Origin of the sequence: Streptomyces sp. NP160 (assembly GCF_006335115.1) — a bacterium.
GTDB lineage: Bacteria > Actinomycetota > Actinomycetes > Actinomycetales > Quadrisphaeraceae > Quadrisphaera.
In genome coordinates this window covers 199,543-220,555 of record NZ_VDMJ01000015.1, presented here as the reverse complement: position 1 = coordinate 220,555, position 21,013 = coordinate 199,543, and the positions used below count along the sequence as shown (strand labels likewise).

The following is a 21,013-nucleotide window of genomic DNA, read 5'->3' as shown; positions in this document are numbered from 1 at the left end:
CCACCCCGTGCCATCGAGGAGCGGCGGCCCGGGCGCCTCCCAGGCGGCGCGGACTTGGGGGCGCGGGTCAGCCGGCGGAGGCTCCGGCCTGCTCGCGCTCGCTGCTGATCTGCCCGAGCACGGCGCGCTCGATGCGCGTGGCGTCGGCATCGGACAGGTCGATGAAGGTGAGCGCCACCTCGGAGCGCTGGGCGTCGACGCGGACCACGCGGGCGGAGGCGACCACGGTCTCCTCGGCGTCGACCTCCACCACGAGCTCCACCTGGTCGTCAGCGGAGGCGCCGAAGTTGGCCATGGCGGCGTCGGTGGCGAGCACCACGCGGGCGCCGGTGCGCGACAGGTCGATGGTGCGGGCGGCGGCGGCCACCCGGCCGCGCAGCTGCGCCCTGCGGGCGATGTCGGCGCGCGGCTCGGCGCGCTGCTGCTCGGTGGCCAGCGCCAGGACGCCGGTCAGCAGCAGCTCGCCGTCGACGGCGGTGCCCTCGGCGACGGCCTCCAGGACCACGGCGGCTCCGCCGGCACCCTGCAGGTGCGCCCACACCGGCTCGTCGGCCAGGGAGGCGGCCGCGGCGTCGTCGAGGGTGACGACGGCGGTGGCGACGAGCCCGGCGGGGCTCGTGCTCCAGTCGGACAGCGTGCCGCGCTGCTCGGGCCCCCCGGAGATCGGCAGGAGGCGCACGGGGCCGCCCACCGGCGGCACCTGGTCGGGGGTCACGAACACGCTGGCCACACTAGGGCTGTCGGCGTGTCGCGGTCAGCGTTTCCGCAGGAGCGGTCCGCAGGCCGTCATGGGCAGACGGCCTGCGGACCGCTCGGGCGGGGACTGCCGCAGGGGCGGTCAGCAGCCGACGAGGTGGCTGGCGAGGTAGCCCTGCACCTTGTCGAGCGCCACCCGCTCCTGCGTCATCGTGTCGCGCGAGCGGACGGTGACGGCCTGGTCCTCGAGGGTGTCGAAGTCGACGGTGAGGCAGAACGGCGTGCCGATCTCGTCCTGGCGGCGGTAGCGGCGGCCGATGGCGCCGGCGTCGTCGAAGTCGACGTTCCAGGCCTTCCGCAGCTGGGCCGCGAGGTCGCGGGCCTTGGGCGAGAGGTCCTCCGAGCGCGACAGCGGCAGCACCGCGGCCTTGACCGGCGCGAGCCGGTGGTCCAGGCGCAGCACCGTGCGCTTGTCGACCCCGCCCTTGGCGTTCGGCGCCTCGTCCTCGGCGTACGCCTCCACGAGGAACGCCATGAGCGAGCGGGTCAGGCCGGCGGCGGGCTCGATGACGTAGGGCACCCAGCGCTCGCCCTTGCCCTGGTCGAAGTAGGACAGGTCCGTGCCGGAGTGCTCCGAGTGCGTCTTGAGGTCGAAGTCGGTGCGGTTGGCGATGCCCTCGAGCTCGCCCCACTCTGAACCGGAGAAGCCGAAGCGGTACTCGATGTCGACGGTGCGCGTCGAGTAGTGGCTCAGCTTCTCCTTCGGGTGCTCGTAGTGGCGCAGGTTCTCGCGGGCGATGCCGAGGTCGACGTACCAGTCGGTGCGGTTGTCGATCCAGTACTGGTGCCAGGTCTCGTCGGTGCCGGGCTCGACGAAGAACTCCATCTCCATCTGCTCGAACTCGCGGGTGCGGAAGATGAAGTTGCCGGGCGTGATCTCGTTGCGGAAGGACTTGCCGATCTGGCCGATGCCGAACGGCGGCTTCTTGCGCGCCGAGCCCATGACGTTGGCGAAGTTCACGAAGATGCCCTGCGCGGTCTCGGGGCGCAGGTAGTGCAGCCCGGACTCGTCCTCGACGGGGCCGAGGTGGGTCTTCAGCATCATGTTGAAGTCGCGGGGCTCGGTCCAGCGGCCGCGGGTGCCGCAGTTGGGGCAGGTGATCTCCTCCAGGCCGCCGTTCGCGCCCTGCGGAGCGCGGCCCTTCTTCTCCTCAAACTCCTCGGCGAGGTGGTCGGCCCGGTAGCGCTTGTGGCACTGCTGGCACTCGGTGAGCGGGTCGGTGAAGACGCCGACGTGGCCGGAGGCCACCCACGTCTGCCGCGGCAGGATGACGGAGGAGTCCAGGCCGACGACGTCGTCGCGGCTGGTGACCACCGAGCGCCACCACTGGCGCTTGATGTTCTCCTTCAGCTCCACGCCCAGCGGCCCGTAGTCCCACGCCGAGCGCGTGCCGCCGTAGATCTCCCCCGAGGGGAAGACGAAGCCGCGCCGCTTGGCGAGGCTGACGACGTCGTCGAGGCTGGACTTCTTCTTGGCGGGCTTGCTGCTCGCACTGGTGCTGGGGGCGCTCACGGCGGGGACCCTCTCCGGCTGGCGTGTCGGTGGACGCTCCAGCCTAGGACCGCCGCCGGGAGGAGGACGCCGACGCCGGCCCCCACCGGACCCGGGAGGACCTCCTGGGCGGGTAGGTGCTGACACGGATGCGCCGGGAGCCGCGCCCGGGCCAGGTTGGGCGCTCCAGCCGCCCCCGCGAGGAGCCCCGCATGCACCGCTCGGCGACCCCAGCGCCCCCGGCCACCCGGTGGGCCGTCCTGCCGCTCCAGCCCCTGGCCGCCCGCCTGGCCGCGCGCCTGGCCGCGCGCCTCGGTCCGCTGGGCTTCTGGGTGCGCCGCTACCTGCCGAGCGAGCTGGCGGGCACCGCGCTGCTCCTCCTGGCCGGCACCGCGGTCCTGCGCGCGACCGGCTCTCCGCTGCGCGCGGCGCTGGCGGCGACCGCGGCGGAGAACGTCGGCTTCTACGGCGTCGCCGTCGGCCAGGTGGTGGCGGAGCAGCGCCGGGCCGGGGTGCGCGGGTGGGCGCTCGCGCGGAGGTCGCTGCGGCTGGCGGCCGCCGAGTACGGGCCGGCCGAGGCGGTCGACGCCGTCGTGCGCCCGACGCTCCTGTGGCTGGCGGCGCTCGCCGTCCCGCAGGCCGCCGTGGCGCTCCTGGTCGGCAAGGTGGTCTCCGACGCCTCCTTCTACGGCATCGCCGCGCTCGCCCACCGGGCCACGGTGGCGCTCGGGTGGCGGCAGCGGGCCCCGCAGGCGGCCGGACCGGTCGGACGCCTCGTGGACCTCACGGCGGCGGAGCAGGACGACGACGGCGGGCGCGGCCGGGGGCTGCGCTCCGTGCGGTGCCGCGAGCTGGCGGCGCGCTGGGGAGCCGACGGCCTGCAGGAGCTGGTGGCCCGCCACGGCAGCCCGCTGCTGGTCCTGGACCCGGCGGTCGCCGTCGCCAGCTACCGAGAGCTCCAGGCCCAGCTGCCCGGCGTGCAGCTCCACTACGCGGTCAAGGCCCTCGACCACCCCCGGGTGCTGGCGGCGCTGGCCGGCGCCGGGGCGCGCTTCGACGTGGCCAGCACCGCCGAGGCCGAGCTGCTGGAGGGCCTGGGCGTCGCCGGTGACCGGCTGGTGTGGACCAACCCGGTCGCCACCCGCGCCGAGCGGGCAGCGGCCGCGGCGCAGGGCGTGCGGCTCTTCGTCGTCGACAACGAGGTGGAGCTGCTCAAGCTGCTGGACCTGCCCGAGGGCTGCCGGGCGCTCGTGCGCCTGGCGCACAGCGACCGGCGGGCGGCCGTGGACCTGTCGGGGAAGTTCGGCGCCGACGCGACCACGGCGCGGCGGCTCGTCGCCACCGCCGTCGACCGCGGCGTGCGGGTGGCCGGCGTCAGCTACCACGTGGGCAGCCAGATGGACGCCGTCGAGCCGTTCGTCGAGGCGCTGGCCTCGGCGCTGGCGCTGGTCGAGGAGGTGGAGGCGCGCCACGGCATCCGGATGGACGTCCTCGACGTCGGCGGCGGCTTCCCCGTCTCCTACGGCTCCCCCGCCACCCCGCTCGCCCGGATCACCGCAGCGCTGCGCCCGGTGCTCGCAGCGCTGGACGGCCGGATGACGGTGATCGCCGAGCCGGGGCGCGCGGTGGTGGCCGAGGCGGGCACGGCGGTCACGCGGGTGGTCAGCACGGCCGAGCGCCCCGACGGTCTCTGGGCCTACCTCGACGACGGCCTCTACGGCAGCTGGTCGAACGTCCTGACCGAGCACGTCCAGCCGCTGGTGCTGGGTGCGGCCGAGCTCGCCGGAGCCCCGCTGGCCGGGCCGGTCACCATCGCCGGCCCCACGTGCTGCGGCCTGGACGTCATCGCCCGCGGCTGGCCCATGCCGCGGCTGCAGGTGGGCGACGTCGTGGTGAGCCCCACGATGGGCGCGTACACCTCGGTCACGGCCAGCCGGTTCAACGGCCGCCCGCCCGCGGCGGTCGTGGTGCTCGACGCCGTCCCGTGCGCCTGACCGCCGGTGCGACCCCGGGTCAGCGCCCGAGCACGAAGTCGATGGCCGTCTCCCGGAACTGCCGGGAGGTGGGGGCGTTGAAGTGGTGGCGCCCGGGGATCTCGTAGAACCGGCCGCCGGGGGTGGCCTCGGCCAGGCGCTTGGAGCCCTCGATGATGCCGTCCTCGCTGCCGGTGGCGAAGAGCACCGGCATGTGCGGCGGGTCGTGCGGGTCGGGGTCGTCGTCGGGCCCGCCGCGGCGCAGGCCCTCGACGAGGGCGACCAGCGCGTTGACGTCGTTGCCGGGCACGGCGCTGGCCATGGTCAGGTAACCGGCGGTGACCCGGTCCGACGGGGTCTCGCCGGTCGCGAGGGCGTGGCGGGCCTCCTCCACGCGGAAGCGGGTCAGCGGTGCGCCGTCGGGGATGCCGCCGAGCACGGCGCGGGTGATGCGCTCGGGCATGTCGAGGGCGGCGCGCCAGCCGACGCGGGCGCCCAGCGAGTAGCCGACGTAGGCCACCTCGGTCACGCCGTAGGTGTCCAGCACCACGCGCAGGTCCTCGACGAGGTGGTCCAGGGAGTAGGCGTCGCGGGTGTGCGGCTTCTCCGAGGCTCCGTGGCCGCGCTGGTCCACGCCGAGCACGCGCACGCCGGCGCGCTGCAGGTCGCGCGCCCAGCCGGTGCGCACGTAGTTGGCCACGAAGCTGGAGGCGAAGCCGTGGACGGCGAGCACCACCGGCGCGTCGGGCGGGCCGTCGGAGGCGCCGAGGTCGTAGGTCGCGATGCGACGGCGGTCCTCCGTCATCACCATGAGCGGCGTCGGCTGCTGGTCGAGCGGGCTGGCGGTGGGCATCGGAGGATCTTCCCAGGTCTCTCGCAGGGTCGGTGGCGGAGCGGCGGCCGGTCAGGTGGCGTGGCGCTCGAGGAAGGCGTAGACCTCGGCGTCGTCGACGCCGGGGAAGGACCCGGTGGGCAGCGGCGCCAGCACGTGGGCGTGCATGGTGGCCGACGGCCAGCTGCGCCCGGACCAGCGGTCCGCCAGGTCCGCGGGGGGCCGGCGGCAGCAGCCCTCCTCCGGGCACGTGGAGCGCGCCCGGACCTGGGTGTCGCGGCCGCGGAACCACTTGGCGTGGACGTAGGGCACGCCCACCGTGATGGAGAAGCGCCTGCCGGAGGCGTCGCGGCCGGTCTGCGCGCTGCACCAGAAGGTGCCTGCCGGGGTGTCGGTGTACTGGTGGAACTCCGTGGTGCGGTCGCGCTGGCCGAAGACGGCCCGCGCGGCCCAGCGGCGGCACACGTACTGGCCCTCCACGGCGCCGCCGGCGTCGGCGGGGAAGCCGACCCCGTCGTCCTCGTAGCCCTTGGTGAGGGAGCCGTCCTCGGTGACGCGCAGGAAGTGCACGGGGATGCCGAGGTCGTGCATGGCGAGGTTGGTGAGGCGCCAGGCCGCGGTCTCGTGGGTGATGCCGAAGGCGTCGCGCAGGTCCTCCACGGCCAGGTCCTTGGCGGCCTTCGCGGCGGACAGCAGCTCCAAGGCGGGCGTGCGGGGCACCAGGCACGCCGACGCGTAGTAGTTGATCTCCATGCGCTGGCGGAGGAAGTCGGCGTAGTCCACCGGGGCGGAGTGCTTGAGCAGCTGGTGGGCCATGGCCTGCAGGGCCAGCGAGCGCAGCCCGTGCCCGCCGGGGATCGACACCGGCGGCAGGTAGATGCGGCCGTTCTCCAGGTCGGTGACGGTCCGCGTGGAGTGCGGCAGGTCGTCGACGTGGATGATCGTCAGGCCGAGGTCGGCCGCCATGCGCGCCACGGTGCGGTGCGTCAGCGGGCCGCCCGCGTGCCTGGCGGCGCGCAGCTGCCGCTCCGCCAGCTCCTCGATCTCGGGCAGGTGGTTGTGGACCGCCCGCATGGTCTGCCGCAGCTCGGTGTTGGCGCGGCGGGCCTCCTCCGGGGTGGCGGAGGCCGCCTCGTCGCGGCGCCGCAGCTCGCCGTGGAGCCCGACCAGCACCTCCAGGGCGTCCGTGGGCAGGGTCTTGGACGGCCGCACGGAGGGGAGGCCGAGCCGGGCGTAGGCCGGGCTCGACTGGGCCCGCTCCAGGGCGATCTCGAGGGCGGCGCGGCGGGTGGGCGGCTCTGGGTCCAGCAGGGACCCCGGCGGCACGCCGAGCGCGGTGGCGAGGGCCGAGAGCAGGCCCAGCTTGGGCTCGCGGTGCCCGTTCTCCACCAGCGACAGCTGGCTCGCGGAGACACCGGTGTCCGCGGCCAGCTGGTCGAGGGTGAGGCCGCGCTGGGTCCGCAGGTAGCGGACCCGTCGCCCGAGGGTCAGCGGGTCGGCAGCGGCGCCGTCGGCGGTCACGGGCTTGACGTTAACGCAAGAACTGCGGTTCTTGACACACATCAACCCTTTAAGACCCCTTCCGGCCGGGGAAACCTAGAGGCAGAGCACCGCAGCCCCACCGAGCGAGGAGCGCCGCCATGACCCTGATCGACGACATCCCCACCGCCACCGGCTCGCAGGTCCCCGACGTCCACGCCTGGGTCGCGCGCATCGCCGAGCTCACCCAGCCGGCCCGCGTGGTCTGGTGCGACGGGTCCGGCGCCGAGCGCCACCGCCTCATCGCCATGGGCGTGCGCAAGGGCACCCTTGAGCCGCTGCCCGAGCCCCACTACGGCAGCTACCTCGTGCGCTCGGCCCCCGACGACGTCGCCCGCGTCGAGGACCGCACCGTCATCGCCACCACCGACCCCGAGGACGCCGGCCCCACCAACAACTGGCGCGACCCGGTGGACCTCGAGGCCGAGCTCATCGAGCTCTTCGAGGGCAGCATGCGCGGCCGCACGATGTGGGTGGTGCCCTTCTCGATGGGCCCGGTCGGCGGCCCCATCTCCCAGCTCGGCGTGCAGGTCACCGACTCGCTGTACGCGGTGCTGTCCATGGGCACCATGACCCGGGTGGGCACCGCCGCCCGCGAGCTCATCGAGGCCGGTGCCCCCTGGGTGCCCGCCGTCCACTCGGTCGGCTACCCGCTGAACGACGAGTTCGGCCAGCAGGTCCGCGAGGACGTGGCCTGGCCCTCCAACGAGACCAAGCTCATCGCCCACTTCCCCGAGAGCCGGCAGATCTGGAGCTTCGGCTCCGGCTACGGCGGCAACGCCCTCCTGGGCAAGAAGTGCTTCGCGCTGCGCATCGCCTCCGCGATGGGCCGCGAGGAGGGCTGGCTGGCCGAGCACATGCTCCTCGTGCGCGTCACCACGCCGCAGGGGAAGCAGTACCACGTGGCCGGCGCCTTCCCCTCGGCGTGCGGCAAGACCAACTTCGCGATGATGACCCCCAGCCTGCCCGGCTGGAAGGTCGAGACCCTCGGCGACGACATCGTCTGGATGCGCCGCGACTCCCAGGGCCGCCTGCGCGCCATCAACCCCGAGGCCGGCTTCTTCGGCGTGGCCCCGGGCACCAGCGAGGCCACCAACCCCGCCGCGCACCAGATGCTGTGGGGCAACACGATCTTCACCAACTGCGCCCAGACCGCTGACGGGGACGTCTGGTGGGAGGGTCTGACCCCCACCCCGCCGCAGGGCCTCCTGGACTGGACCGGCCAGCCGTGGTCGCCGGAGTCCGGCAAGCCCGCCGCCCACCCGAACGCCCGCTTCACCGTGGCCGCCGAGCAGTGCCCGACCCTGGCGGACAGCTGGGACGACCCGGAGGGCGTGGTCGTCGACGCGATTCTCTTCGGCGGTCGGCGCGCCACGACGGTGCCGCTGGTGGCGCAGGCCCGCGACTGGGCGCACGGCGTGTTCCTCGGGGCCACCATGGCCTCGGAGAAGACGGCAGCGGCCGAGGGCGTGGTCGGTGAGGTCCGCCGCGACCCGTTCGCGATGCTCCCCTTCACCGGCTACAACGCCGCCGACCACTGGAGCCACTGGCTGGAGCAGGGCGAGCTGCTCGGCGACCAGGCCCCCGCCCTGTTCTCGGTGAACTGGTTCCGCAAGGGGGCCGACGGCAGCTTCCTCTGGCCCGGGTTCGGCGAGAACAGCCGCGTGCTCGAGTGGGTCGTGGCCCGCCTGGAGGGCCGCGTCGACGCCGTCGACACCCCCGCCGGCCTCGTGCCGCTGACCGAGGACCTCGACACCGCCGGGCTGGACCTGCCCGCCGACGTCGTCACCGAGCTGCTCACCGCTGACGCCGCCGACTACGACCGCGAGGCCGACGGCGTGGCGGAGCTCTTCGCGAAGTTCGGCGACCGCCTCCCGGCGCAGATGGGCGAGCAGCTCGAGGAGCTGCGCCAGCGCACGCAGGGCGGCGCGTGAACCGCTGGTCGCTGAGCGGCAGCCGGCGGCCCGGGACCTCCCGGGCCGCCGGCTCCGCCGCTGCAGCGCAGCTGCGCTCAGCCGGTCTGACCGCCAGCCGGGTCCGCACCCGCGGCCTCGGCGGGCCTGTCGAGAGCACCGCCGTAGCGGCGGTCGCGGCGGGCGTAGTCCTCGACGGCCCGCCACAGGACGCGGCGGTCGACGTCCGGCCAGGGCGTGTCCACGAACATCAGCTCGGCGTAGGCCGACTGCCAGAGCATGAAGTTGGACGTCCGCTGCTCCCCGCTGGTGCGCAGGAAGAGGTCGACGTCAGGTAGGTCCGGCTCGTCGAGGTGGCGGGCCAGGGCGCGCTCGTCGATCCGCTCCGGGTCGAGGCGCCCTGCCGCCACCTCGCGGGCCAGCGCCCTCGCGGCGTCGGCGATCTCCGCCCGGCCGCCGTAGTTGACGCACATGGTCAGGGTGCAGGTGGAGTTGCCGGCGGTGAGCCGCTCGGCCTCCTCCAGCTCCTTGATGACGCTGCGCCACAGCCGGGGGCGCCGTCCGGCCCAGCGCACGCGCACGCCCCACTCGTGCATGGTGTCGCGACGGCGGCGGATGACGTCGCGGTTGAAGCCCATGAGGAAGCGCACCTCCTCCGGGGAGCGCTTCCAGTTCTCCGTGGAGAACGCGTACGCCGAGACGTGCGTCACGCCGACCTCGATGGCACCGGCCACCACGTCGAGCAGCGACGCCTCGCCCATCTTGTGGCCCTCGACGCGCGGCAGCCCCCGGGCGTTGGCCCAGCGGCCGTTGCCGTCCATGACGATGGCCACGTGCTTCGGCACGAGCTCCGCCGGCACGGCCGGGGGCCGTGCGCCCGAGGGGTGCGGAGGCGGGGCGACGACGGGCGCGGTGCGCCGGGGCACCCCCGCCGACGAGGGCGACGACGGACGGCGGCCCCTCACCGGCTGCTCCCCTCGACGCCCCTCACGGCCTGTGCTCTGGACACCACTGCCCGGGCCACGCGCTCACGCCCTCTCGACCAGGGGCAGCGACCGCACCGCCCGCTCCAGGTGCCACTGCAGGTAGGCGGCCACCAGGCCGCTGCCCTCCCGGCGCTGGCGCACCTCGGAGGCGTCGGCACGGTCCCAGTCTCCCGAGAGCAGCTGCTGCAGCAGCGCCAGGGTCCGCACGTCGGGGGCAGCGGCGCCCGGGGGGCGGCACTCGCGGCACACCACGCCGCCGGAGGCCACGGCGAAGGCGGGGTGGTCGACGGTGGCGGCGCTCGGGTCTCCGCACACCGCACACGCGGCGAGGCTCGCGCCCCAGCCGGCCACGGCCATGGCCCGCAGCAGGTAGGCGTCCAGGACGAGCGAGGCGTCGTGCTGGCCGCCGGCGAGGGTCCGCAGCGCCCCCACCACGAGCAGGAACTGCTGCGTGGCCGGCTCGCGCTCCTCGCTCGTCATCCGCTCGGCGGTCTCGGCGATGGCCGCCGCGGCGGTCCAGCGGGCGTAGTCCTCCGCGAGGAACCTGCCGTACGGCGCGAGCGTCTCCACCTGGGTGACGACGTCGAGGGAGCGGCCCACGTGCAGCTGCACGTCGAGCAGCATGTACGGCTCCAGGCGGGCCCCGAAGCGGCTCGACGTGCGGCGCACGCCCTTGCCGACGGCCCGCACGCGCCCGTGGTGGCGCGTCAGCAGCGTGACGATCCGGTCCGCCTCGCCCAGCTTGTGGGTGCGCAGGACCACGGCCTCGTCCCGGTACGTGCGCACGCGCTCATCGTGCCGCACGGCTCCGACAGACCTAGCGTGATCGCATGTCCAGCAGCGCGGGCCACCTCGTCAGCGACCGCCAGCACTCCTCCGACACCGCGCGGACGACCGCGGTGGCCCTGAGCGCGGTCGTCGCCCTCGTGGGTGGCTTCCTCGGCTCGGGCGCCGTCGTGGGCACCCCCATCGCCGAGGCCGCGGGCGGCGCGCTGTCGGCCAGCGCCACGCTGGTGGCGCCCGCCGGCCCCGCGTTCGGCATCTGGTCGGTCATCTACGCCGGGCTCCTCGCGCTGGCCGTGCACCAGCTGCTGCCCTCCCAGCGCCACGACGCGCGCCAGCGGGCCACCGGGTGGTGGGTGGTCGCGTCGCTGCTGCTCAACGCCGCCTGGGTCCTCGTGGTCCAGGCGGGGTCGGTGCTCGGCTCGCTGGTCGCGATCCTCGCCCTGCTGGCCGTGCTGGTCGTGGCATTCGTGCGGCTGCGCCCCACGGCCTCGACGCGCCGCGGCGACGCCCGGTCGGCGCCACCGCTGCAGCTGGTGCTCCTCGACGGCGTGGTCGGGCTCTACCTCGGGTGGGTCAGCATCGCCACGGTGGCCAACGCCGCCGCCGCGCTGGCCGCGAACGGCCTGCCGGTCACGGGTGCGCTCGCGACCTCGCTCGCCGTCGTCGTCCTCCTGGTGGCGGCGGGGGTCGGCTGGCTGCTCGCCGCGGGCGGGCAGGGCCGGGTGGCACCCGCCCTGTCGCTGGCGTGGGGCCTGGCGTGGATCGCCGTGGGCCGCTGGTCCGGTCAGCCGGAGGCGCCCGTGGTGTCGGTGGTCGCCGTCGTCGCCGCCGTGCTCGTGCTGGCCGCGCCGCTCGTGGTCCGCGCCCGCGGGGTGCGGCCCACCGCCGCCTGACGGGCCGGGTCAGGAGGCGCGGCGCACCACGGCGCGCGATCGGCCCCGCCGCTTGGCGTCGAGCATCGCCGCGTCGGCGGACGAGAGGACCGCGCGGGCGGGCATCGGGCCCGTCACGCCCACCGACACGGTCACCCGCAGGCCCGGGGCGACCTGCGCCCACGGCAGGGAGCCCACCTCGTCGACCACCCGCTGCCCCAGCGCCGCCAGGTCGCGGGGGTGGGCGCTGAGCACGACGAACTCGTCCCCGCCGTAGCGGGCCACGAGGTCCTGGCCCCGGGTCACCTCCACCAGCAGCGCGGCGACCCGGCGCAGCACCTCGTCACCCACCTCGTGCGAGAAGCCGTCGTTGACGTCCTTGAACCTGTCCACGTCCACGAAGCACGCGGCGACCTGCGCGCCCTCCGCGGCGGCCGCCGCCAGCGCCTCGTCCAGGCCGCGCCGGTTGGCCACCCCGGTCAGGGCGTCGGTGAGGACGGCCAGGGCGGCGGCGTCGTGGGCGGCGGCGGCGCGACGGGCGCGGCGGCGGGCCTCCAGCTCCGAGACCAGGGCGCGGCTGCTCGCCGCCGTGCGCACCAGCAGCGCCTGCGCCAGCTCCTGCCAGCGGTCAGGGCGCGCGCCACCGCCGTGGCGGCCGCGCCGCTCCTCGGCGTCCAGCTCCGCCAGGGCCGCCAGGGCGGTGAAGGCCCACACGCCCGGCTCGGTGCGGCGGGTCTCGGCGAGCGCCTCGTCGAGGTGGGTGCGCGCGATCACGGCGTCACCGCGGTACCTGGCCTCACCGGCCAGGTGCAGGCGCGCCATGACGCCCTCCACACGACCCGTGAGCGCCCCGGAGCGGGCCTCACCCAGCAGCCCGGTGCCCGCGGCCGCGGCGCTCGCCGCGGCGTGGTCCCCCAGCCGCTGCCAGGCCAGCGCCTCTGCCGCCGTCGAGCGCAGGACGTGCGAGGGCTCGTCCTGCGCGGCGCCGCAGCGGCGCCAGCGCAGGGACAGCTCCAGCACCCCGCGCCACTGGCGGTCGGCCTCGGCCCGCTCCCCGCGCAGCTCGGCGCCGGCGGCCCGCTCGGCCACGAGCAGCACCAGCTCGGGCAGCACGTTGAGCTCGCTGACGCCGGGGGTGCCCGGGACGTCGGCCAGCACCCGGCGCAGCAGCACCTCGGCCTCGGGGTGGGCACCGGCCGCCTGCAGGGCCAGGCCGCAGGCCATGGTGGCCGAGAGCCGGTTGACGTGCCGCGACCCGGTGGCGTCCAGCAGGTCGAGGGCCTCGGCGAGGTGCTCGACGCCGCGCCCCGGGCGCCCGCCGGTGAAGGCCACCTCCGCAGCCAGGGCCAGCGCCTTGGCGCGCCACAGCGGGTCCTGGCCGGCGGGGACCCCGAGCAGGTCCTCGAGCAGGTCGCCGGCGCGTCCCAGCTCGGCGAGCTCGACCAGCGCGAGCGCCGCGACGTAGCGCAGGTAGCGACCGGTGCTGCGGTCCCCCAGCGCCTCGACCCAGGGGAGCGCCGCCTCGCAGCGTGCCGTGCAGGCGGCGAAGTCGCACGCGTCCAGGAGGTCTCCGGCGTCCTCGACCACGGCGTGGAAGGGACCGGGCAGCCCGTGCACCACGAGCGCTCCAGCAGCCACGTCGACCTCCCCCGGCCGAGCGCCCCCGCACTCCCCCGTGCCCTGGGTCTCGGCAGGCGGCCTCCGGGACTTGAGCCCCGGCGGCCGCCCGCCTGCGTCCCGGTGCTCGGCGTCAGCCCCGCGCGGCGCGGTTGACCGCGGAGACGACCGCCTTGAGCGAGGCGACCGTGGTGTTGGCGTCGATGCCGACGCCCCACAGCACGCGCCCGCCCACCTCGCACTCCACGTACGCGGCGGCAGTGGCGTCACCGCCGGCGCCCAGGGCGTGCTCGACGTAGTCGCGCACGGCCACCGCGGTGCCCTGCTGGGCCAGCGCCGCGACGAAGGCGGAGATCGGGCCGTTGCCCGCGCCGGTGGCGGTGCGCTGCTCGCCGTCGACGAGGAGGTCGACCTCGATGCTGTCGACGCCGCCGGCGCCGCCCTCGCGGGAGGCGGAGGAGTCGGTGCGCAGGCCACGCAGCGCGAACCTGCCCCACGCCGGGCTCGACGCCCCGCTCTCGGCGGCCGGCAGGTACTCGTCGGCGAAGGCCTCCCACAGCTGGGCGGCGGTCACCTCGCCGCCCTCGGCGTCGGTGCGGGCCTGCACCACCTGGGAGAACTCCACCTGCAGGCGGCGCGGCAGGTCCAGGGAGTGCTCGGTGCGCATGAGGTAGGCCACGCCGCCCTTGCCGGACTGGCTGTTGACCCGGATGACGGCCTCGTAGGAGCGGCCCACGTCGCGGGGGTCGATCGGCAGGTACGGCACGGCCCACTCGGCCTCGTCGACGGCGAGGCCGGCCGCTGCCGCGCGGGAGGCCATCTTGTCGAAGCCCTTCTTGATGGCGTCCTGGTGGGAGCCGGAGAAGGCGGTGTAGACGAGGTCACCCGCGTAGGGGTGGCGCTCGTGCACCGCGATCTGGTTGCAGTGCTCGGCGGCGCGGCGCACGCCGTCGACGTCGCGGTAGTCGACCTGCGGGTCCACGCCCTGCACGACCAGGTTCAGCGCCAGGGTGACCAGGTCGACGTTGCCGGTGCGCTCGCCGTTGCCGAACAGGCAGCCCTCCACGCGGTCCGCCCCGGCCTTGAGGCCCAGCTCCGCGGCGGCCACGGCCGTGCCGCGGTCGTTGTGGGGGTGCAGGGAGATGATGACCTCGTCGCGGCGGCGGATGTTGCGGATCATCCACTCGATCGAGTCGGCGTACAGGTCCGGCGTGCTCATCTCCACCGTGGAGGGCAGGTTGATGATCACCTTGCGCTCGGGGGTGGGGTCGAAGACGTCGATGACCTCGTTGCAGATGCGCGCGGCGAAGTCGAGCTCGGTGCCGGTGTAGCTCTCCGGGGAGTACTCGTAGAACACCCGCGTGGCGTCCGGCCCGTCGCCCAGGCCCTCCTCGAACTTCTTGCACAGCCGGGCGCCCTGCAGCGCCAGGTCGACGATGCCGTCGCGGTCCATGCCGAAGACCACGTCGCGCTGCAGCGCCGAGGTGGAGTTGTACAGGTGGACGATCGCGGTCTTCGCGCCGCGGATGGCCTCGTAGGTGCGCTCGATGAGGTGCTCGCGCGCCTGGGTCAGCACCTGGATGGTGACGTCGTCGGGGATGCGGCCGGTCTCGATGAGGAACCGCACGAAGTCGAAGTCGGTCTGGGAGGCCGAGGGGAACCCGACCTCGATCTCCTTGTAGCCGATCGAGACCAGCAGGTCCCACATCCGCAGCTTGCGGTCGTGGCCCATCGGGTCGATGAGGGCCTGGTTGCCGTCGCGCAGGTCCACGGCGCACCAGCGGGGCGCGGTCTCGATGCGGCGGCCCGGCCAGGTGCGGTCGGGCAGGTCCACGCCGAAGGCGAACGGCGGGTAGCGGTGTGCGGCCATCGGCGACGGCTGCTGGGTGTTGCGCATGTCAGTGCTCCTGGGGTCCGGGCTGCGACGAGCAGCCCCGTGGGGGCGGCCGGCAGGACGGGACTCCGCGACGAGGGAGCCGACCTAGGGCTGCGAGACCTCGTCGCGGCAGCCGAGGAGGAGGCTCACCGCGAACATCGCGACCACCCTAGCGCGGCCGGGACCTCGCTCAGAACCCGAGGCGCGCCAGCTGGCGGGGGTCGCGCTGCCAGTCCTTGGCCACCTTGACCCGCAGGTCGAGGTGCACCCGCGTGCCGAGCAGCGCCTCGATGCCCTGGCGGGCGCTGGTCCCGACCTCCTTCAGGCGGGCCCCGCCCCGGCCGATGACGATGCCCTTCTGGCTGTCGCGCTCCACGTAGAGGAGGACGTGCACCTCGACCAGGCCGGTCGGCTGCCCGTCCTCGTCCAGGCGCGGGGCCATCTCGTCGACCACCACGGCCAGGCTGTGCGGCAGCTCGTCGCGCACGCCCTCCAGCGCGGCCTCGCGGACCAGCTCGGCCACCATGACCGCCTCCGGCTCGTCGGTGAGCTCGCCCTCGGGGTACAGCGGCGGGCCAGGGGGCAGGTGCGAGCACAGGACGCCGGTCACGGCGTCCACCTGGAAGTCGCCGGTGGCCGAGACGGGCACCACGTCGGCGAACAGGGAGCTCCCCGCCCTGCTCACCTCGTCGCCGAGGGCGGCCACCTCGACCAGCCGCTCCGCCAGCCGCGCCCGGTCGACCTTGTCGGTCTTGGTGACGACGGCGACGACGGGTGTGCGGCGCACCTCGGCCAGCTGCGCGGCGATCCAGCGGTCGCCGGGACCGGTGCGCTCGTCAGCGGGCAGGCAGAGGGCGATGACGTCGACCTCGGCCAGCGTGCCGAGCACGAGGTCGTTGAGGCGCTGCCCCAGGAGGGTGCGGGGGCGGTGCAGGCCCGGCGTGTCCACCAGCACCAGCTGGGCGTCGGGCCGGTGGACCACGCCGCGCACGGTGTGCCGCGTGGTCTGCGGGCGCGAGGAGGTGATGGCCACCTTCTCGCCCACCAGCGCGTTGGTCAGCGTCGACTTGCCGGCGTTGGGCCGGCCCACCAGGCAGGCGAAGCCCGAGCGGTGCTCGTCCCCGACCTCCGCCGCGCCCGTCGGTCCGCTCTCAGGACTCACCGCTGACCAGCTCCTGCTCCTGCTGCTGCTCCGGAGCGCGCTCGCGCTCCTCCTCGGCCTGGCGGCGCTCGCGCTCCTTGCGCTCGCGCTTCTCCCGCTTGCGCTCTGCCTTCTCGTCGCGCTCGCGCTCGCGCTCCCGGTCGCGCTCGCCGTCGTCGTCGTCCTCGCCCGGGTCGGGCTCCTCGGCGCGGTGGACCACCACGGTGGTGATGCGGTGCCCGTCCACCTCGTCGGCGAGCAGGTGCAGCCCCGCCACCTCGGCCTGGTCGCCCTCCGCCGGGACGGTGCCGAGGGCCTTGGCCAGCAGGCCGCCGGTGGAGTCGACCTCGTCCTCGTCGATCTCGAGGCCGAACAGGTCGCCCAGGTCCTCCACGTGGAGGCGGGCGCTGACCCGGAAGCCGCCGTCCCCCAGGGGCACCACGTCGGGGGTCTCGGTGTCGGTCTCGTCGGTGATCTCCCCGACGATCTCCTCCAGGAGGTCCTCCAGGGTCACCAGCCCCGCCACGCCCCCGTACTCGTCGATGACGAGCGCCAGGTGCAGCGAGGCGCCCTGCATCTCCCGCAGCAGCGCGTCGACCTGCTTGGTCTCGGGGACGAAGACCGGCCGGCGCGCCAGGTCTCGGGCGCGGGTCGTGGCGCCCCGGCGGCGCACGGGCCTGTCGTGCAGCACCCGGACCACGTCCTTGAGGTGCAGCACGCCGAGCACGTCGTCGACCGTGGACCCCACCACGGGCAGGCGGGAGTGGCCCGAGGCCAGGAAGAGGTCGAGCGCCTCACCGGGCCCGGCGTCCTCCCCGACGGTCACCATGTCGGTGCGCGGGCTCATCACCTCGCGCACGATGGTGTCGCCCAGCTCGAAGACGGAGTGGATCATCTCGCGCTCGCCGGCCTCGATGATGGCCGACTCGCTGGCCCGGTCGACCAGCTCGCGCAGCTCGCCCTCGGTGGAGAACGGGCCGTCGCGGTAGCCGCGCCCCGGGGTGACGGCGTTGGCCAGCGCCACCAGGCCGCGGGCCAGCGGGCCGAGGGCCGCGGTGAGCGCGCGCAGCTGCCCCGCCGAGCGCAGCGCCATCCGCTCCGGGTTCTGGCGCCCCACCGTGCGGGGGCTCACGCCGAGCAGCGTGAAGACCACCCCGCCCATGACGACGGCCGTGAGCAGGCCGGCCCACCACTGCGAGAACAGCGCGGCGGAGGCCAGCGCGGCGCACACGGTGGCGAGGGCCTCGAAGGTGACGCGCACGAGCGTGGCCACCGACAGCGCCGGCACCGGGTCGGCCACGAGCGCCAGCACCGCGGGGGCGCCGCGGCGCCCGTCGGCGGCCAGGCGCTGGGCCTCCGCGCGGGTCAGGCGCGACAGCGCCGCCTCGGCCGCGGCGAGGTAGCCGGCCAGCACCAGCCCGAGCACCGCGGCGACCGCCAGCCACGGCAGCGAGGCGTCGGGGACGGGTGTCACGACGGCGTCACGAAGGCTGGGTGCGGCGTGACAGGAACGTCAGCAGCAGCCGGCGCTGGAGCGCGAACATCTCGCGCTCCTCGTCGGGCTCGGCGTGGTCGAACCCGAGCAGGTGCAGGCAGCCGTGGGTGACGAGCAGCAGCACCTCCTCGGCGGTGGAGTGGCCGGACTCGCGCGCCTGGCGCGCGGCCACCTCGGGGCAGACCACCACGTCGCCGAGGAGCCCGGGCGGGCTGGGCTCGTCCTCGCTGCCGGGGCGCAGCTCGTCCATGGGGAAGCTGAGGACGTCGGTGGGCCCGGGCTCGTCCATCCACTGCTCGTGCAGGGCCGTCATCGCCGTGGTGTCCACGAGGATCACCGACAGGTCGGCGGCGGGGTGCACGTGCATCTCGGACAGCACGAAGCGCGCGAGCTCGGAGACCTCGTCCACCGAGACGCCGGGACCGCCGGTGCCGGACGGGTCGGTGAACCCCGACTCGTCGACCACCTCGACGCTCATCGGGCGGTCACCGGGGTCCCCCGGTGCGGCGGCCCTGCTGGCCGCGCGCCGCGGGCGCCGGCTGCTGGTGCTCCTCGTCCCAGCGCCCGTAGGCGTCGACGATCTCCCCGACGAGGCGGTGCCTGACCACGTCGAGGCTGGTGAGCCGCGAGAAGTGGATGTCCTCGATGCCCGACAGGATCGACTCGACCACGCGCAGGCCCGACTGGGTGCCCGCGGGCAGGTCGACCTGGGTGGAGTCACCGGTGATGACCATCTTGGAGTCGAACCCGAGGCGGGTGAGGAACATCTTCATCTGCTCGGGGCTGGTGTTCTGCGCCTCGTCGAGGACGACGAAGGAGTCGTTCAGGCTCCGCCCGCGCATGAAGGCCAGCGGCGCCACCTCGATGGTCCCGGCGGCCATGAGCCGCGGGATGGAGTCGGGGTCGAGCATGTCGTGCAGGGCGTCGTACAGGGGGCGCAGGTACGGGTCGATCTTGTCCGTGAGCGACCCGGGCAGGAACCCCAGCCGCTCCCCCGCCTCGACGGCGGGGCGGGTGAGGATGATGCGGTTGACCTGCTTGGCCTGCAGCGCCTGCACGGCCTTGGCCATGGCGAGGTAGGTCTTGCCGGTGCCGGCCGGGCCGATGCCGAAGACGATGGTGTGGCTGTCGATGGCGTCGACGTAGCGCTTCTGCCCGAGCGTCTTGGGCCGGATGGAGCGCCCGCGGCCGGACAGGATGTTCATGGTGAGCACGTCGGCGGGGCGCTCTGCGGTCTGGGCGCGCAGCATCCCCAGCGAGCGCTCGACGGCGTCGGCGGTGAGCTGCTGCCCGGTGCGCACGACGGCGGTCATCTCGTCGAGGAGGCGCTCGACGAGGGCGACGTCGGCCGGGTTGCCGGTGACGGTCACCTCGTTGCCGCGGACGTGGACGTCGGCGCGGGGGAAGGCCCGCTCGACGGTGCGCAGCAGCTCGTCTCGGGTGCCGAGCAGGGCCACCATGGGCACCTCGGGCGGCACGACGATGGTGTGGACGACGGCGGACTGGCTGCCTGCGGGGCGCGCTCCCGGAGCGGACGCGGGGCCGGCGGGCGGTGTGGAGTCGGGCATGGGAGGGGCGGGCCGCCCCGGTCTCCTGCTGGCCGGGCCCCTGACCGGGGCCGATCGAGGTCAAGGGTAGCGCCGCGCGGCGACAGCCGGCCGGTCGTGAGCGCGGCGGGGCGCTCCACGAGGCGCGTCGGGTGCGACCCACCTAGCGTCGTCGTCATCGAAACCACCGACACCACCACCGACGCGTCCTCCCCGACCGGCTCCGCTGCGGACCACCCCGCCGGCGCCGCGTCCGACCGCCTGCGCGCCGACGAGGCCCTGCGCGCTCCCGTCCCCGGCTCGCACCGGGGCGTCCCTCCGGTGGTGTGGACCGGCGGCGGCGCGCCCGACCCCTCCCCGGTGCTGGAGCGGGACGACCACGGCTGGGCCGACCTGCGCACCTACGCGGCCGTGGGCGACGGCAGGACCGTGGCCCTCGTGGCGCGCGACGGGCAGGTCGACTGGCTGCCCCTGCCCGACCTGGACGCCACCCCTCCCTTCGCCGCCCTGCTCGACCCGGGCGACGGCGGCTGCGTGGAGCTGAGCCCCGTGGAGCCCTTCACGGCCTCGCGCGAGCACGTGCCGCACACCAACGTGCTGGCCTCGACGTACACCACGGCCAGCGGGAGCGTCCGGGTGACCGACGCGCTCAGCACGGGCGTGGCGGGCCGGCTGCCGTGGGCCGAGCTGGGCCGGCGGGTCGAGGGTCTCGAGGGGCGGGTGCGGATGAGGGCCGTGGTGCGCCCCGGCACGTGCCTGGGGACCGCCGGGCCGTGGGTCCAGCAGTCCTCCGCCGGGGCGCTGCTGCGGGTGGACGGGCTGACCATGGCCGTGGTGGCCGAGGTGCTCGACCCCGGCCCGGACCCGCGGCGGCCGGCGGAGCTGCACCGCACCGACACCGAGCGGGAGGTGCGCGTCGACCTGGAGGTCACCGCCGGCTCGCGGTCGGTGCTCGGGCTCGTGGCGACCGCCGCCGAGCCGCTGTGGATGCCCTCGGGCGCGGCGGTGGACGCGGGGATCGACAGGACGGCGGACAACTGGCGCGCGTACTCGCGGACCGTCTCCTGGGACGGGCCCTGGGAGGCCGCGGTGCGGCGCAGCGTCATGGTGCTCAAGCTGCTGCTGCACGCGCCCAGCGGGGCGATGGCCGCCGCGGCGACCACGTCGCTGCCCGAGGACCCGGCCGGCGGGAAGTGCTGGGACTACCGGTTCGCCTGGGTGCGCGACTCCACCTACGCCCTCGAGGCCATGATGCGCTTCGGGCTGCGCGAGGAGCCGCACGCGGCCGTGAGCTGGCTGCTGCGCACCATCCGCGAGCGCGGCACCGCCCCGGACGTCTTCTACGCCCTCTCGGGCGAGGTCCCCCGCGGGGACGTCGAGGAGGTGCAGGCGCCCGGGTGGCGCGGCGCGGGTCCGGTGGTGCGCGGCAACGCCGCCTCGTCGCAGCTGCAGCTGGGCGTCTACGGCGACCTCTTCAGCATCCTGCGGCTCTACGTGGACGGCGGAGGGGCGCTCGACGCGGAGACCGGCCGGCTGCTCGCCTCCACCGCCGACGTCGCCTGCGACCGGTGGCGCCAGCCCGACGCCGGCATGTGGGAGCTGCACACGGCCCGCCACTACACGAGCAGCAAGATGGGGTGCTGGCAGGCGCTGACCCACGCCGTCCACCTCGCCGAGCTGGGGCAGGTGCCCGGCGACCCCGCCCGCTGGCGGTCGGAGGCCGAGCTGGTCCGGGAGTGGGTGGCCGAGCACTGCTGGTCGCCGGAGCTGGGCGCCTACACCTGGTACCCCGGCACGGACAGGCTCGACGCCTCGGTGCTGCTGCACGCGGTCAGCGGCTTCGACCGCGGGGAGCGCATGAGCTCCACCCTGGACGCTCTGCGCCGCGAGCTGGGCCACGGGCCGCACCTGTACCGGTACACGGGCGCCGCGGCCGAGGAGGGCTCCTTCGTCGCGTGCTCGTTCTGGATGGTCTCCGCGCTGCAGCTGTGCGGCCGGGGCGAGGAGGCCCGCGCGCTCATGGAGCAGCTGGTCGACGGGCCGACGCCGGTGCTCAACGACGTGGGGGTGCTGGCGGAGATGGTCGACCCGGCCACCGGCGCCTGGCTGGGCAACCTGCCGCAGGCGCTGAGCCACCTCGCGCTCGTCAACGCCGCCATCACCGTCCACGAGCACCAGGGGCGCTGAC

The 21,013-nt window shown here is 75.1% G+C and carries 16 protein-coding genes; 4 read left to right on the top strand and 12 right to left on the bottom strand.

Annotated features, from left to right (window positions below; translation table 11 throughout):
• Window positions 1-67: 67 nt before the first annotated feature.
• Window positions 68-721, bottom strand: a complete 654-nt coding sequence (locus FHN55_RS09975; RefSeq protein ID WP_139712133.1) for a PilZ domain-containing protein — start codon at window positions 719-721, stop codon at window positions 68-70.
• A 117-nt stretch (window positions 722-838) separates the two neighbouring features.
• The gene (locus tag FHN55_RS09970; protein ID WP_139712132.1) at window positions 839-2,269 is read right to left on the bottom strand and encodes a glycine--tRNA ligase; all 1,431 of its coding nucleotides are present in this window, start codon (window positions 2,267-2,269) and stop codon (window positions 839-841) included.
• 191 nt (window positions 2,270-2,460) lie between these two features.
• Here FHN55_RS09970 and FHN55_RS23260 point away from each other — a divergent pair, with 191 nt between their 5' ends.
• Window positions 2,461-4,242, top strand: coding sequence for a type III PLP-dependent enzyme (locus FHN55_RS23260; RefSeq protein WP_218974519.1), 1,782 nt, complete (start codon window positions 2,461-2,463; stop codon window positions 4,240-4,242).
• A gap of 19 nt (window positions 4,243-4,261) precedes the next feature.
• Here FHN55_RS23260 and FHN55_RS09960 read toward each other — a convergent pair whose 3' ends face one another.
• Both FHN55_RS09960 and FHN55_RS09955 read right to left on the bottom strand, forming a co-directional pair.
• Window positions 4,262-5,074 carry an alpha/beta fold hydrolase gene (locus FHN55_RS09960; RefSeq protein ID WP_139712131.1) on the bottom strand — a complete coding sequence of 271 codons (813 nt, stop codon included), beginning with the start codon at window positions 5,072-5,074 and terminating at the stop codon, window positions 4,262-4,264.
• Window positions 5,075-5,125: 51 nt separating this feature from the next.
• The gene (locus tag FHN55_RS09955; RefSeq protein WP_257570841.1) at window positions 5,126-6,574 is read right to left on the bottom strand and encodes a helix-turn-helix transcriptional regulator; all 1,449 of its coding nucleotides are present in this window, start codon (window positions 6,572-6,574) and stop codon (window positions 5,126-5,128) included.
• 119 nt (window positions 6,575-6,693) lie between these two features.
• On the opposite strand from FHN55_RS09955, the gene FHN55_RS09950 reads away from it, so the two are divergent.
• Window positions 6,694-8,526, top strand: coding sequence for a phosphoenolpyruvate carboxykinase (GTP) (locus FHN55_RS09950; protein WP_139712129.1), 1,833 nt, complete (start codon window positions 6,694-6,696; stop codon window positions 8,524-8,526).
• 77 nt (window positions 8,527-8,603) lie between these two features.
• Here the strand turns inward: FHN55_RS09950 and FHN55_RS09945 are convergent, their stop codons facing one another.
• Entirely contained in the window at window positions 8,604-9,431 is an 828-nt protein-coding gene (locus tag FHN55_RS09945; RefSeq protein WP_139712201.1) for an isoprenyl transferase, read from the bottom strand.
• Between the two features lie 102 nt (window positions 9,432-9,533).
• The gene (gene recO, locus FHN55_RS09940; RefSeq protein ID WP_139712128.1) at window positions 9,534-10,277 is read right to left on the bottom strand and encodes a DNA repair protein RecO; all 744 of its coding nucleotides are present in this window, start codon (window positions 10,275-10,277) and stop codon (window positions 9,534-9,536) included.
• A gap of 44 nt (window positions 10,278-10,321) precedes the next feature.
• Between recO and FHN55_RS09935 the strand changes: the two genes are divergently transcribed.
• The gene (locus FHN55_RS09935; protein WP_139712127.1) at window positions 10,322-11,170 is read left to right on the top strand and encodes a tryptophan-rich sensory protein; all 849 of its coding nucleotides are present in this window, start codon (window positions 10,322-10,324) and stop codon (window positions 11,168-11,170) included.
• A 9-nt stretch (window positions 11,171-11,179) separates the two neighbouring features.
• Here the strand turns inward: FHN55_RS09935 and FHN55_RS09930 are convergent, their stop codons facing one another.
• From FHN55_RS09930 to FHN55_RS09905, 6 genes are all read right to left on the bottom strand, one after another.
• A complete protein-coding gene (locus FHN55_RS09930; protein ID WP_139712126.1) occupies window positions 11,180-12,787 on the bottom strand; it encodes a diguanylate cyclase in 1,608 nt (535 codons plus the stop codon).
• A 112-nt stretch (window positions 12,788-12,899) separates the two neighbouring features.
• A complete protein-coding gene (gene leuA, locus FHN55_RS09925; protein ID WP_139712125.1) occupies window positions 12,900-14,663 on the bottom strand; it encodes a 2-isopropylmalate synthase in 1,764 nt (587 codons plus the stop codon).
• A 169-nt stretch (window positions 14,664-14,832) separates the two neighbouring features.
• Window positions 14,833-15,804 (bottom strand): GTPase Era, encoded by a 972-nt coding sequence (gene era, locus FHN55_RS09920; protein WP_139712124.1) that lies wholly within the window; start codon window positions 15,802-15,804, stop codon window positions 14,833-14,835.
• Entirely contained in the window at window positions 15,794-17,257 is a 1,464-nt protein-coding gene (locus FHN55_RS09915) for a hemolysin family protein (protein WP_180357740.1), read from the bottom strand. Before FHN55_RS09915 ends, era begins: the two co-directional genes overlap by 11 nt.
• Before the next feature lie 7 nt (window positions 17,258-17,264).
• Window positions 17,265-17,756, bottom strand: coding sequence for an rRNA maturation RNase YbeY (gene ybeY / locus FHN55_RS09910; protein WP_139712123.1), 492 nt, complete (start codon window positions 17,754-17,756; stop codon window positions 17,265-17,267).
• A gap of 7 nt (window positions 17,757-17,763) precedes the next feature.
• Entirely contained in the window at window positions 17,764-18,738 is a 975-nt protein-coding gene (locus FHN55_RS09905; protein ID WP_257570854.1) for a PhoH family protein, read from the bottom strand.
• A gap of 204 nt (window positions 18,739-18,942) precedes the next feature.
• On the opposite strand from FHN55_RS09905, the gene FHN55_RS09900 reads away from it, so the two are divergent.
• Complete coding sequence (locus FHN55_RS09900) at window positions 18,943-21,012, top strand: glycoside hydrolase family 15 protein (protein WP_218974518.1); 2,070 nt, start codon at window positions 18,943-18,945, stop codon at window positions 21,010-21,012.
• Window position 21,013: the final 1 nt, after the last annotated feature.

Bases quoted from the DNA above. Each gene is read 5' to 3' on its own strand.
- ybeY (WP_139712123.1), bottom strand. From the start codon at position 17,756: ATGAGCGTCGAGGTGGTCGACGAGTCGGGGTTCACCGACCCGTCCGGC.
- FHN55_RS09905 (WP_257570854.1), bottom strand. From the start codon at position 18,738: ATGGTGGCCCTGCTCGGCACCCGAGACGAGCTGCTGCGCACCGTCGAG.
- FHN55_RS09935 (WP_139712127.1), top strand. From the start codon at position 10,322: ATGTCCAGCAGCGCGGGCCACCTCGTCAGCGACCGCCAGCACTCCTCC.
- FHN55_RS09950 (WP_139712129.1), top strand. From the start codon at position 6,694: ATGACCCTGATCGACGACATCCCCACCGCCACCGGCTCGCAGGTCCCC.
- FHN55_RS09960 (WP_139712131.1), bottom strand. From the start codon at position 5,074: ATGCCCACCGCCAGCCCGCTCGACCAGCAGCCGACGCCGCTCATGGTG.
- FHN55_RS23260 (WP_218974519.1), top strand. From the start codon at position 2,461: ATGCACCGCTCGGCGACCCCAGCGCCCCCGGCCACCCGGTGGGCCGTC.
- leuA (WP_139712125.1), bottom strand. From the start codon at position 14,663: ATGCGCAACACCCAGCAGCCGTCGCCGATGGCCGCACACCGCTACCCG.